12 protein-coding genes are annotated in these 12438 nt (G+C 66.7%); 5 read left to right on the top strand and 7 right to left on the bottom strand.

Annotation, left to right across the window (positions count from 1 at the left end):
• Window positions 1–179 precede the first annotated feature (179 nt).
• The 5 genes from ACKTT0_RS08555 (at window position 180) to ACKTT0_RS08535 (ending at window position 5142) form a co-directional block, all read left to right on the top strand.
• Window positions 180–1379 (top strand): M20 aminoacylase family protein, encoded by a 1200-nt coding sequence (locus tag ACKTT0_RS08555; protein WP_407849513.1) that lies wholly within the window; start codon window positions 180–182, stop codon window positions 1377–1379.
• 117 nt (window positions 1380–1496) lie between these two features.
• On the top strand, window positions 1497–2402 hold the full coding sequence (locus tag ACKTT0_RS08550; RefSeq protein ID WP_407849512.1) for a TauD/TfdA dioxygenase family protein: 906 nt from the start codon (window positions 1497–1499) through the stop codon (window positions 2400–2402).
• A gap of 2 nt (window positions 2403–2404) precedes the next feature.
• On the top strand, window positions 2405–3448 hold the full coding sequence (locus ACKTT0_RS08545) for an ABC transporter substrate-binding protein (protein ID WP_407849511.1): 1044 nt from the start codon (window positions 2405–2407) through the stop codon (window positions 3446–3448).
• 1 nt (window position 3449) lies between these two features.
• Window positions 3450–4241: an ABC transporter ATP-binding protein gene (locus ACKTT0_RS08540; RefSeq protein WP_407849510.1), complete on the top strand. Its 792-nt coding sequence runs from the start codon at window positions 3450–3452 to the stop codon at window positions 4239–4241.
• Window positions 4242–4266: 25 nt separating this feature from the next.
• The gene (locus tag ACKTT0_RS08535) at window positions 4267–5142 is read left to right on the top strand and encodes an ABC transporter permease (RefSeq protein ID WP_407849509.1); all 876 of its coding nucleotides are present in this window, start codon (window positions 4267–4269) and stop codon (window positions 5140–5142) included.
• On the opposite strand, the gene ACKTT0_RS08530 is transcribed toward ACKTT0_RS08535, so the two are convergent.
• The 7 genes from ACKTT0_RS08530 to rpmH form a co-directional block, all read right to left on the bottom strand.
• On the bottom strand, window positions 5139–6671 hold the full coding sequence (locus ACKTT0_RS08530; protein ID WP_407849508.1) for a sulfatase: 1533 nt from the start codon (window positions 6669–6671) through the stop codon (window positions 5139–5141). The two genes, ACKTT0_RS08535 and ACKTT0_RS08530, sit on opposite strands and share 4 nt — an antisense overlap.
• 4 nt (window positions 6672–6675) lie before the next feature.
• Complete coding sequence (locus tag ACKTT0_RS08525; RefSeq protein WP_407849507.1) at window positions 6676–7677, bottom strand: tripartite tricarboxylate transporter substrate binding protein; 1002 nt, start codon at window positions 7675–7677, stop codon at window positions 6676–6678.
• 293 nt (window positions 7678–7970) lie between these two features.
• Window positions 7971–9410, bottom strand: coding sequence for a catalase (locus tag ACKTT0_RS08520; RefSeq protein ID WP_407849506.1), 1440 nt, complete (start codon window positions 9408–9410; stop codon window positions 7971–7973).
• A gap of 231 nt (window positions 9411–9641) precedes the next feature.
• Entirely contained in the window at window positions 9642–11330 is a 1689-nt protein-coding gene (gene yidC, locus ACKTT0_RS08515; protein WP_407849505.1) for a membrane protein insertase YidC, read from the bottom strand.
• A 60-nt stretch (window positions 11331–11390) separates the two neighbouring features.
• Window positions 11391–11663, bottom strand: coding sequence for a membrane protein insertion efficiency factor YidD (gene yidD, locus ACKTT0_RS08510; protein WP_407849504.1), 273 nt, complete (start codon window positions 11661–11663; stop codon window positions 11391–11393).
• Window positions 11657–12025 carry a ribonuclease P protein component gene (locus ACKTT0_RS08505; protein WP_407849503.1) on the bottom strand — a complete coding sequence of 123 codons (369 nt, stop codon included), beginning with the start codon at window positions 12023–12025 and terminating at the stop codon, window positions 11657–11659. The genes yidD and ACKTT0_RS08505 overlap by 7 nt, the downstream gene beginning before the upstream one ends.
• 50 nt (window positions 12026–12075) lie before the next feature.
• Window positions 12076–12210 carry a 50S ribosomal protein L34 gene (gene rpmH / locus ACKTT0_RS08500; RefSeq protein ID WP_003800771.1) on the bottom strand — a complete coding sequence of 45 codons (135 nt, stop codon included), beginning with the start codon at window positions 12208–12210 and terminating at the stop codon, window positions 12076–12078.
• Window positions 12211–12438 lie beyond the last annotated feature (228 nt).

The following is a 12438-nucleotide window of genomic DNA, read 5'->3' as shown; positions in this document are numbered from 1 at the left end:
CAGACACCCCGGCCCGGGCCTGCGTCTTGGCGAAGTATCCCGCAAGGGGTGTCTGACACCGCCGTGCGGGCGCTGCCTTGACACCTGCGTGAAGGCGCCTTCGCGGGGGGCGCGCTCCCGACGGTATGCTACAAAACCCGGATACAAGGCCTTTTTCCCGCAGAAAACCGAGCACTGCCATGAAAACCCTAGACGAAATCGAACGCGCCCACGCCGACCTGACCGCGCTGCGGCGCGATATCCATGCCCATCCGGAACTGGCGTTCCAGGAAACGCGCACCTCGGCGCTGGTGGCCGAACGGCTGCGCAGCTTCGGCATCGAAGTGCACACGGGATTCGGCAAGACCGGCTTGGTCGGGGTGCTCAAGGCCGGCAGCGGCAGCAAGAAAGTCGGGCTGCGGGCCGATATGGACGCCCTGCCCATGCCAGAACACAATCGCTTCGCGCACAAGTCGACCATTGCGGGGCGCATGCACGGCTGTGGGCATGATGGCCACACCACCATTCTGCTGGGTGCGGCCGAATACCTGGCCAAGCACCGCAATTTCGATGGCACCGTGCATTTCATCTTCCAGCCCGCCGAAGAAGGCGGCAATGCCGGCGCGCGCGCCATGATGGAAGACGGGCTGTTCGACAAGTTCCCGTGCGATGCCGTATTCGGCCTGCACAACATGCCCGGCATGCCCGTCAACCAGTTCGGTTTCCGCAGCGGTCCCGCCATGGCGTCCAGCAACCGCTGGGACATCACCATTCGCGGCGTCGGCGGCCATGCCGCGCAGCCGCATGGCGCGGTCGACCCGATCATCGTCGCGGCCGACATGGTGCATGCGTTGCAGACGCTGATTTCGCGCAGCAAGGATCCGCTCGAGTCCGCCGTGCTGTCGATCACCCAGATCCACGCGGGCGATGCCTACAACGTCATTCCCGGCGAGGCCGTGCTGCGCGGCACCGTGCGCACCTATACCGTGGACGTGCTGGACAAGATCGAGGACGGCATGCGGCGCATCGCCACCACGCTGCCGCAAGTGTATGGCGGCACGGGCGAGCTGGATTTCGTGCGCGCCTATCCGCCGCTGGTGAACTGGGAAAAAGAAACCGCCTTCGCCGCGCAGGTGGCGCGCGAGGCCTTCGGCGACGAGCAGGTCAATTGCGATATCCCGGCCTTCATGGGCGCCGAGGATTTTTCCTTCTACCTGGAAAAGGTGCCCGGCTGCTACCTGTTCCTGGGCAACGGCGATGGCGACCACCGCATCGCCACCTATCACGGCATGGGGCCGTGCCAGCTGCACAATCCCAACTACGATTTCAACGACGCGCTGCTGCCGGTGGGCGCCACTTACTGGGTCAAGCTGGTCGAGGCATTCCTGCCGGCCAAGTGAGGCGCGGCCGGCGGCGTCCGGCTATATGACGCCAGGCTTTGTGCAAACGTCGATAACTTCGTTTGAGCCGCCTGGCGGCCTTTGCATAATGGATCGCTCTGAATTCCGGAGCGATCCATGCCAGTTGCCAGCAATGCGCTACGTCGCGATGAAGCGGCCGACGCGCCCCCGCAGGATTTCGACATCCGGCCGTTGCCCGGCGGCATCGGCGCGGAGCTCACCGGCATCGACCTGGGCCTGCCGCTGAACGCGAGCGATTTCGCCCGCGTGCGCAGCGCCCACCTGGACCACCACGTGGTGGTGTTCCGCGACCAGCACATCACGCCACAGCAGCATATCGATTTCAGCCGCCGCTTCGGCCGGCTGATGATCCATGTGCTGCACCAATTCCACCTGCCGGGACACCCCGAGATCCTGATCGTCTCCAATATCATCGAGGACGGCAAGCCGGTCGGCCTGGGCGACGCGGGCAAGTACTGGCATTCGGACATCTCGTACAAGCCGCTGCCCAGCCTGGGTTCGCTGTTGCATGCGCAGGAACTGCCCGCCGAAGGCGGCGACACCCTGTTCGCCGATATGCACCTGGCCTACGACACCCTGCCCGCGCATCTGCGCCAGGCCATCGAGGGCCGGCGGGCGGTGCATTCCTACCTGGCCAAGTACGGCCAACTGCAGCAGGAAGGCAATTGGCGCCCCAACCTGAGCGCCGAGCAACTGGCGCAAGTGCGCGAAGTCGTCCACCCGGTGGTGCGCACTCATCCGGAAACGCGCCGCAAGGCGCTGTTCGTCAGCGAAGGCTTCACCACCCGCATCGAGGGCATGCCCGCCGACGAAAGCCGCGCCATCCTGGACGAGCTGTTCGCGCACAGCATCCGCCCGGAACACATCTACCGCCATGCGTGGCGCGCGCACGACCTGGTGTTCTGGGACAACCGCTCGCTCATCCACCTGGCGGCGGGCTGCCCGCCGCACCTGCGCCGCAAGCTTTACCGCACCACCATCGAAGGCGATACGCCGTTCTGACCATGAGCCAAACTCCTGCAACCAGGCAACGCCTGGCCCGCTACCTCAGCGCCGCCGTGCTGGCCGTGTTGATCGCCGTGCTGGCGCTGCTGTCGCCGACGCCGGCCCTGGCCGAAGGCCGGCTGCGCATCGCCGAGCAATACGGCATCGTCTACCTGCTGTTGAACGTGGCGCGCGACCAGCAATTGATCGAGAAGCACGGCAAGGCGGCCGGCGTGGATATCCAGGTCGAGTGGGTCAAGCTGTCGGGCGGCGCTGCCGTCAACGATGCGCTGCTGTCCGGCGGCGTGGACATCGCCGCGGCGGGCGTGGGCCCGCTGCTGACCATCTGGGACCGCACGCGCGGCCGCCAGAACGTGAAGGGCGTCGCTTCGCTGGGCAATTTCCCCTATTACCTGGTGACCAACAACCCTGCCGTGAAAAGCATCGCGGACTTCACCGACAAAGACCGCATCGCCCTGCCGGCGGTCGGCGTGTCGGTGCAGGCGCGGGTGCTGCAACTGGCCGCCGCCCGGCAATGGGGCGATGCGCAGTTCGCCCGGCTGGACGCGATTTCGGTGGCCATGCCGCACCCGGACGCCACCGCCGCCATCATCTCGGGCGGCACCGAGATCTCCGCCCACTTCGGCAACCCGCCTTTCCAGGACCAGGAGCTGGCGCAGAATCCGCAGGCCCGCATCGTGCTGAACTCCTACGACGTGCTGGGCGGCCCGAGCTCGTCCACCGTGCTGTTCGCCACGGAGAAATTCCGCGACCAGAATCCCAGGACCTACGGGGCCTTCCTGGCGGCCCTGCAGGAAGCCGCCGAGTTCGTGACCGCAAACCCGCAGCAGGCCGCCGATACGTATCTGCGCGTCACCGGCGCCAGGCTGGAGCGCGATTTCCTCGTCAAGGTGATTACCAACCCGGACGTTTCCTTCACGCTGCAGCCCAATAACACATTGGTGCTGGCCAAGTTCATGCACCAGATCGGCGCGATCAAGAACCAGGCCGCGAGCTGGCGCGACTATTTCTTCGACAGCCCGGCGATCGGGCAGGGCAGCTGATATGCCGGCAGCCGATCCGCTGCTGCAGGTGCGCGGGCTGACGCTGGAATACAAGACTCCGCAGCGCCGCGTGCGCGCCACCCACGAGGTCAGTTTCGATGTCTACGACGGCGACCGGTACATCTTGCTGGGTGCTTCGGGCTGCGGCAAGTCCACGCTGCTGAAGGCGGTGGCCGGCTTCGTGGCGCCGACGGCCGGCCAGGTGCTGCTGGATGGCCGCGCGGTGACGGAGCCGGGCCCCGACCGCATCGTGGTGTTCCAGGAGTTCGACCAATTGCCGCCGTGGAAGACGGTGCTGCAGAACGTGGCGTTTCCGTTGACCGCGGCGCGCCGGCTGGCGCGCGCCGAGGCGCGCGAGCGCGCCCTGCATTATCTGGACAAGGTAGGCCTGGCCGCGTTTGCCGACGCGTATCCGCATACGTTGTCCGGCGGCATGAAGCAGCGCGTGGCGATCGCGCGGGCGCTGGCCATGCAGCCGCGCATCCTGCTGATGGACGAGCCGTTCGCGGCGCTCGACGCGCTGACCCGCCGCAAGATGCAGGAAGAGCTGCAGGCCCTCTGGGAGGAAGCGCGCTTCACGCTATTGTTCGTGACGCATTCCATCGAAGAGGCTCTGGCACTGGGCAACCGTATCCTGTTGCTGTCGCCACATCCGGGCCGGGTGCGGGCCGAGCTTAATGCGCACCAGTTCGACCTGCGTGGCCAAGGCTCGGCGGCGTTCCAGGCGGCCACCCGCCGTATCCACGACCTGTTGTTCGATGTGCCCGCGGAACCCCAGCGGGCCGCCGCCTGAATCGCTGAATCGACGAGGACCGTCCATGAGCACCACCGCACAGGGCATCGTGTTGCGCCCGGAGATCGAGCACGTCTTGCCGCCCCTGCCCGGGCTGGCGGCCGAGGCGCCGCTGCCTTGGCATGAACGGCTGCGGCAACACGTGGCGCTGCGCAAGGCGGGCATCCTGCTGGCGCTGGCCCTGCTGTGGGAGGCCGCCGCCCGCTATACGGGCAACGACCTGCTGCTGCCCGGAGCCTGGCAGACTGCCCAGGCGTTCGCGCAGGGCCTGGCCGACGGCGAACTGCCGGCGCGCGCGGCGCAGTCGCTGGCTGTATTGCTCAAGGGCTACGCGGCCGGCATCGCCCTGGCCTTCCTGCTGACCACGCTGGCCGTCTCCACCCGCCTGGGCCGCGACGTGCTGTCTACATTGACGGCCATGTTCAACCCCCTGCCCGCCATCGCGCTGCTGCCCCTGGCCCTGCTGTGGTTCGGCCTGGGCGAAGGCAGCCTGGTGTTCGTGCTGATCCACTCCGTGCTGTGGGCGCTGGCGCTGAATATTTATTCGGGCTTCCTGGCCGTGCCGGAAACCCTGCGCATGGCCGGCCGCAATTACGGCCTGAAAGGCCCGCGCTACGTCCTGGGCATCCTGGTGCCGGCGGCCCTGCCGGCCATCCTGGCGGGCCTGCGCATCGGCTGGGCCTTCGCCTGGCGCACCCTGATCGCGGCCGAACTGGTGTTCGGCGCGTCCAGCGGCAAGGGCGGCCTGGGCTGGTTCATTTTCCAGAACCGCAACGAACTCTATACCGACCGCGTCTTCGCCGGCCTGGCGGCGGTGGTGATCATCGGCCTGGCAGTGGAGAACCTGGTGTTCAACACGCTGGAGCGCGTCACGGTGCGCCGCTGGGGCATGCAGCGCTAGCGCGGCGGCGCTTGCAGGCCGAGGCGCTGGTAGGCTTCGGGCGGCGCGTCGTTGTCGCGCATGATCTTGATCATCGACTCCTGCAGCCGCCGTTCGATCGCCGCGTCGCGGAAAGGCCGTTGCTGCGCATAGTCGGTCTCGAGATCGTAGACCACGGTTGTAGTGTCCTCGTAGCCGCCGCCCTGGCCCTGGTGGCCGGTGGGCTGTCCGCGGTCGTTGCGCCGCGCGGGGACTTTCAATACCGGCACGCCCTGCGTGAAGGCGAATGGCGGCGACAGCTCGGCGCCGCGCAGGTCGTCGACGTGGAACAGGGTCTTCAAGTGCATGGGCATCAGCGTGTATTCATACAGCTGCTGGCGCGTCATGTCCTCGGGATACAAAAAATATGTGTAGCGGCCGTCGGTGATATTGGTGCCCGCGCCGAACATGCCATACAGGGCCGCTTCGCGGCCGGGCCCATCCTGTTCCAGCAGCGGTAGCAGCGACCGTCCGTTGCAGGCCGGGGGCGCCTCGATGCCGTGCAGCGCCAGCAACGTGGGCATGATGTCGATCGTCTGCGTCAGCGCCTGGCGCCGGGCGCCGGCGTGGTGGGCATGCGCCGGGTGATGGATGATCAACGGGATATGGGCGATCTCGTTGTAGAACGGCATGCGGTTCTTGCCCCACCAGTCATGCTCGCCCAGCAGAAAGCCATGGTCGGTCGTCAAGACGACGGCCGTGTCTTTCCACATGTCGTGCTGGTCGAGGAAGTCGAGCAGGCGGCCGAAGTGATGGTCGCACATGGTCACCAGCGCCGCGTAATTGGCGCGCAACTCGGCGATTTCGCTGGCGGACTCTTCGCTGCGCTTGTAGCGGGGCCAGTCCAGGATCGGTCCGTGGTAGTCGCTGGGATAGCGCTGCCGGTAGTGCGCAGGGGCGTGGAACGGTTCGTGCGGGTCGAAGCATTCCAGGTGCAGCAGCCAGTCGTCGGCCGCGCGGTTCCGTTCGAGGAACTCGAACCCGGCGGCGAATGTGCGCGGGCAGCAGTAGTCGGCTTCGTCGCGCATGAACTCGCGGTTCACCATGGCCTGTATGCGGCCGTCGCCCTTGGCGGCGGGCTGCTGCATTCGATGGTACATGGCGCGAAAGCGCTCCAGGGGCGGCTGCACCATGGCTTTCCATTTGTCCCATTCCTGGCCGCGCACGAATTCCCAGGTGTTGTAGCGGTTGTGATAGGTGGCGCCGCCGTCTTCCCAGTAATGGTAGTGATCAGACACCAGGTGCGTGTAGACGTCCCGCGCGCCGAGCAGTTGGGCGAACGATTGGTCGAAGGGTTCCAGCGGGCCCCAGCTGCGGTGCAGGAAGTTCAGCCGTCCGGTGTGCATCTCGCGGCGCGCCGGCATGCACGGCAGGCTGCCGACGAAATGCCGCTCGAATGTGATGGCCCGTTCGGCAAAGCGGTTGAAGTTGGGCGTCTCGATCGCCGTGCCTCCGTAGCATTGCAGCGCCGATCGCATCAATGAGTCGAACAGGACGAAGATGGTGCGCATGGCATTACTCCACTTTGATTTGCGCGGTCTGGACGATGCCGGTCCATTTTTCGAGGTCCGCGCGGACTTCGGCATCGAACTCCGCGACGGTGGCCGGCTCGGCCGCGGTGATGCCGCTGCGGGTCATCGCGTCGCGGATCCCGGCGTCGGCCAACGCCTTGGACACGGCCTGGTTCAGGCGCCCGACGACGGCGTCCGGCGTGCCCGCCGGCGCCAGCAAGCCAATCCATTGGTCCGTGTTGAAGCCGGGTTCGCCGGCTTCGGCCATGGTCGGCACCTGGGGAAGCTGGGGCATGCGCTTGTCGCTGGCCACGGCCAGCGCGGCGACTTTGCCGCCGTTGATTTGCGGTAGCGCCACCGCGGCATTGGCGAAGTGGAAATCGACTCGTCCGCCGATCTGGTCCGTCATGGCGGGCGGCCCGCCCTTGTAGGCCACGTGCAGGACGTCGAGCTTCTCGCGCGACTTCAGCCACTCGCCCGCCAGGTGGCCAGGGGTGCCGTTGCCGGCCGAGGCGTAGCTGAGCTGTCCGGGCGCCGCGCGGGCGCGCGCAATCAGTTCGGCCAGGGATTTGGGCCCCTGGCTGGGATGCGTCACCAGGATCAAGGGCGCGTAGGCCAGCGGCGCGACGGGCTGGAAGCTTTGCAGCAGGTTGAACGGCTGTGGCAGTCCTACCGCCTGGTTGATGGCAATGGCGCTGGTCGTCACCATCAGCGTATAGCCGTCGGCCGGGGCCTTGGCAACGCTGTCGGCGCCTATCGTGCCGCCGGCGCCGGTCTTGTTTTCCACAATGACGGTGGCGCCCAGCTCCGCCTGCAGCTTCTCGGCCAGCAGGCGGGCCGGCAGGTCGACCAGCCCGCCCGCGGGCCACGGCACGATGATGTGTATCGGCTTCTCGGGATAGCCGGCGCCCAGGGCACCGGCGGCGCCACCGGCCAGCAGTATGCCCAGCGCTCCTGCAACCATCCTGCGGCGCCAGCAATTCGGCCTGTAGGGGTGATGCTTCATGTGTGGCTCCTTTGGCATGGGTGGCCGGTGGTAGTGCAAGGCTGAAGCAAGGGACGGGTGCGTGCCGGGCTGCCCGATAGTTGTCGTCGTGGGGCAAGGCCGGCCAGGTCATCTAAAGGTTCTATAAACCATACGACCGGTATTTAGATAATGTCAATCCGGGTTGGCGCGTAGCCGAGGCGATCCGGGCATGTCCAAAACGCCGAACGCCCCCGGCGGTAGCCGGGGGCGTTCGGGGACAAAGGACGTTGGGCGGCCCTGGGGCGCCCCGCCGGGGCCAGGGCGCTGCCCGCTTACTTCAGGCCCAGCGCGGCCGCGACGCCGGCGGCGTAGTCCGGGTCGGCCAGCCGGAAGTGTTCCAGCTGGCGGCGCTGGATGTATTCCGGCACGCCGGCCATGTGGCGGGCGATGTTGCCGAACAATTGCTGCTTCTGGTCGTCGGTCATCAAGCGGAACAGCGCGCCCGGTTGCGAATAATAGTCCTCGTCGACGCGATGGTTCCAGCGGTCGGCCGCCTGGCCGTCCAGCGCCAGCGGCGGCTCGGCGGCCGAGGGCGCCTCGAGCCATTCGCCGGCGCTGTTGGGTTCGTAGTTGACCGTGCCGCCATGGTTGCCGTCGACCCGTCCGGCGCCGTCGCGATGGAAGCTATGGAACGGACAGCGCGGCGCGTTGACTGGCACCTGGTGGTGGTTCACGCCCAGGCGATAGCGGTGCGCGTCGCCGTACGAGAACAGGCGGCCCTGCAGCATCTTGTCGGGCGAGAAGCCGATCCCGGGGACCACATTGGCCGGGGTGAAGGCGGCCTGCTCGACTTCCGCGAAATAGTTCTCGGGGTTGCGGTTCAGCTCGATGGTGCCGACGTCGATCAGCGGATAGTCGGCGTGCGGCCAGACCTTGGTCAGGTCGAACGGGTTGATGCGGTAGGTGGCGGCGTCGGCCTCGGGCATGACCTGGATCTTCATGGCCCAGCGCGGGAAATTGCCCTGCCCGATGTTGTCGTACAGGTCGCGTTGCGCGCTTTCGCGGTCCCGGCCCACCAGTTCGGCGGCCTGCGCATCTGTGTAATTGGCGATGCCCTGCTGCGACTTGAAGTGGAACTTCACGTAGAAGCGTTCGCCTTGCGCGTTGATGAAGCTGAAGGTGTGCGAGCCGAAGCCGTGCTGCTGGCGATAATTCTGCGGCAGGCCGCGGTCGCTCATGACGATGGTGACCTGGTGCAGCGATTCGGGGTTCAGCGACCAGAAGTCCCAGGCGGCAGTGGCGCTGCGCAGGTTGGTCTGCGGGTCGCGCTTCTGGGTGTGGATGAAATCGGGGAATTTCAGCGGGTCGCGCAGGAAGAACACCGGCGTGTTGTTGCCGACCAAGTCCCAGTTGCCTTCTTCCGTGTAGAACTTGATGGCAAAGCCGCGCACATCGCGCTCGGCGTCGGCGGCGCCGCGCTCGCCCGCCACGGTGGAGAAGCGGATGAACAGCGGGGTCTGCTTGCCCACCTGCGAGAACAACTTGGCGCGCGTGTAGCGCGTGATGTCGTGGGTGACGGTAAGCGTGCCGTACGCGCCCGAGCCCTTGGCGTGGACCACGCGTTCCGGGATGCGTTCGCGGGCAAAATGCGCCAGCTTGTCGATCAGCCAGACATCCTGCAGCAGCACGGGGCCGCGCGGCCCGGCGGTGATGGAGTGGTTGTTGTTGGCGACCGGGGCGCCGGCGGCGGTGGTCAGAGTCTTGTCGGTCATGGCGATTCCCATCTTGTCGTAATGGCGGCAAGCCGCGGTGATCGGGTGCCGGCCCGGAAGCAGGCACGCATCAATGATAGGAGCGAGGTATGACCGAGGGGAAATTGATTTATTGACCCTTGACAATAAACAAAAACTAATAGACCTGCCATGGCAATAAATTTTCCATAGCAGGCCTGAGATGTCGGCCGACGCATCCGGCGCGCGCGGGCGCCGGATGCGCGTACGGGGCTAGCGGCTGGCCGCCTGGGCCGCCTTGCGCTCGAGGTTGCGCGTGATGGTCCATTGCTGGGCGATGGACAGCGTGTTGTTCACGCACCAGTACAGCACCAGGCCGGCCGGGAAGAAGAACATCATCCCGCCGAACACCAGCGGCATGATCATCATGACCTTGGCCTGGATGGGATCGGGCGGCGTGGGGTTGAGCTTGATCTGCAGGAACATGGTGGCCATCATCACCGCCGGCAGGATGAAGTACGGGTCGCGCACCGACAGGTCGTGCACCCAGAGGATCCAGGGCGCGCCGCGCATCTCGACGCTGGCCAGCAGCACCCAGTACAGCGCGATGAACACCGGGATCTGCACCACCATGGGCAGGCAGCCGCCCAGCGGGTTGATCTTCTCGGTGCGGTACATCTCCATCATGGCCTGGTTGAGTTTCTGGCGGTCGTCGCCGTACTTCTCTTTCAGGGCCTGCAGGCGCGGGGCGACCTGCTTCATGCGCGCCATCGAGCGGTAGCTGGCGGCGGCCAGCGGGAAGAACACCGCCTTGATGATCACCGTCAGGGCGACGATGGCCCAGCCCCAGTTGCCCAGCAGGCCGTGCAGCCAGGTCAGCAGCGAGAACAGCGGCTTGGCGATGATGGTCAGCCAGCCGTAGTCGACCACCAGTTCCAGGCCGGGCGCCAGCGCGCCCATGGCTTTCTGGTCCTGCGGGCCGACCCACAGGTGCGAATCGACTTGGGCGGTGGCGCCCGGCTGCACCGCGCCGACGGCCTCGATGCTGCGCGCGGCGTACAGGTTGGGCTGGACTTGCAGCAGTTCGTTGGTGCGCGGCTTGCCTTGCGGCGGGATCCACGCGGTCGCGAAGTAATGCTGCACGATGGCGAGCCAGCCGTTGTCGGCCTGGCGGATGTAGTCGCCCTTGCTCTTGGCGATGTCCGAGAAGGTGATCTTCTGGAATTTCTCTTGTTCAGAGTAAACCGCCACGCCCGTGAAGGTGTGGTAGAAGCTGGACGTGTCGGCCGGATCGTTGCCGTCGCGCTCGAGCTGCAGGTACAGCGAGGGCGACAGGGGTTCGCCGGCCGTGTTGGTGAGCGCGTGCTGGACGTCGATGTCGTAGCGGCCGCGATGCAGGGTGTAGGTCTTGGTGACTTTCAGGCCGCCCGATTCGGCCTCGAAGGCCACCTTCAGGGCGTCGCCCGTGAGCTCGCGCTCGCTGGACACCAGGCGGAACGGCGTCTGGTGAGTGGGGAAGCTCTGGCCGTTGGGCGCCCCGACCAGGCCCGACTGCACCACGTAGGTCAATTCAGGCGAGCGGTCGAGCAATACGGTGGGCTTGTTGGGCTGGCCGGCGGTCGGGTACTTGAGCAGTTGGGCCCGCACCAGTTGGGCGCCGGTGGTGTCGAAGGTCAGGCGCAGCACGTCGGTCGTGATCACGACCTGCTCGGCGCGCGTCGGCGCGGGCGTGGCCGCGCCCGGCACCGTGCTGGGCGCGGCGGCGGGCGTCGTGGGCACCGACGGGGTGGCGGCCGGCGCCTGGCCGTTGGCGGCCGTTTCCTGGCCCGACGGTTTCGCGGTGTCGCTCGCGGGGGGCGTACCAAACAGCGACGGCTTGCCGGTATGGATTTGCCAGTTGTTCCACAGGAGCAACAGCGAGAAGGAGAAGATCATCCAGAGGATGGTTCGTCGGATATCCATGGTGCCTACGGTTGTATACGGGCCGGCCGAAATCGGGACGGCAAACCCGCGAGTTTAGCGTCAATCGGGACCGGTGCGGCGGTCATGCCCGCAGCATGTGGCCCCGGCGGAGGGGTGCGGCGCCGGAACCGGGTCGTGTCCGCCCGGCGACCACGGGTGGCAGCGGCCGATGCGGCGGGCCGCCAGCCACGCCCCGCGCCACGCGCCGTGTTGCTCGATGGCCTCGATGGCATAGGCCGAGCAGGTCGGGGTGAAACGGCACTGCCGGCCGAGCCAGGGGCTCAGGAAAAACCGGTAGAACCGGATCGGCGCAATGAACAAGGCCTTCAGCATGGCCCCACTCGTGCAAAGTGAGCGTCCACTTCAGCGCGCGCCAGGCGTTTCAGCGCGGTCAGCGAGACCGTCGCCACCTTGCTGTGCAGGCGCACGACGTAATCTTGCGGCGGCAGGCCCAGCCGGCGATGCCGGAATGATTCGCGGATGACCCGTTTGAGGGCGTTGCGCGTCGTGGCATGCGCAGCGTAGCGCTTGGCGATGACCATGCCCAGCCGCGCCTGGCCCGCGGGCGGACTGGCCGGCGGCGCGGCGCTGAGAATGAAGAAAGCCCCTCGGGCCAGTCGGCGCCCTTTCAGGGCGGCGGCGAACTCGGAGGGGCGATGCAGCCGCGCCTCGGGAGGAAGCGTGGCGCGCGGCATGGACGACCGGTGGGGCGATGCGCGGAGGGCGGCAGCTACCGGTTGCGGCCTTAGACGGCCAGGCGCTTGCGGCCCTTGGCGCGGCGGGCGTTCAGCACGGCACGGCCGCCGCGGGTTTTCATGCGCACGCGAAAGCCGTGGGTACGCTTGCGGCGGGTAACGGAAGGTTGGTAGGTGCGTTTCATGGACGATCCACAAAAAGAACAACGTCAGAAGGGACCTGCCCGACGGGTTCCCGGCCGGGGCATGCCCCGGCGCTCTTCGCGGCTGGCGGTGGCCCCGCCGCACGTAAAAGGAACCTTCTGACAGACAGAATTCGGAAAAGCCCATCATTTCAGCAAGTTTTCTCTGCCTTGTCAAACAGTTACGCCCTGAACGCAGGGACGTAACAGTCCCGGCCTGTGGATAACCCA

It is taken from the genome of Bordetella saccharivorans, assembly GCF_045862855.1.
In the GTDB taxonomy this organism is placed as follows: Bacteria; Pseudomonadota; Gammaproteobacteria; order Burkholderiales; family Burkholderiaceae_B; genus Bordetella_A; species Bordetella_A petrii_F.
The sequence above is the reverse complement of the archived record's forward strand: the minus strand, read 5'-3'. Positions and strand labels throughout refer to the sequence as shown.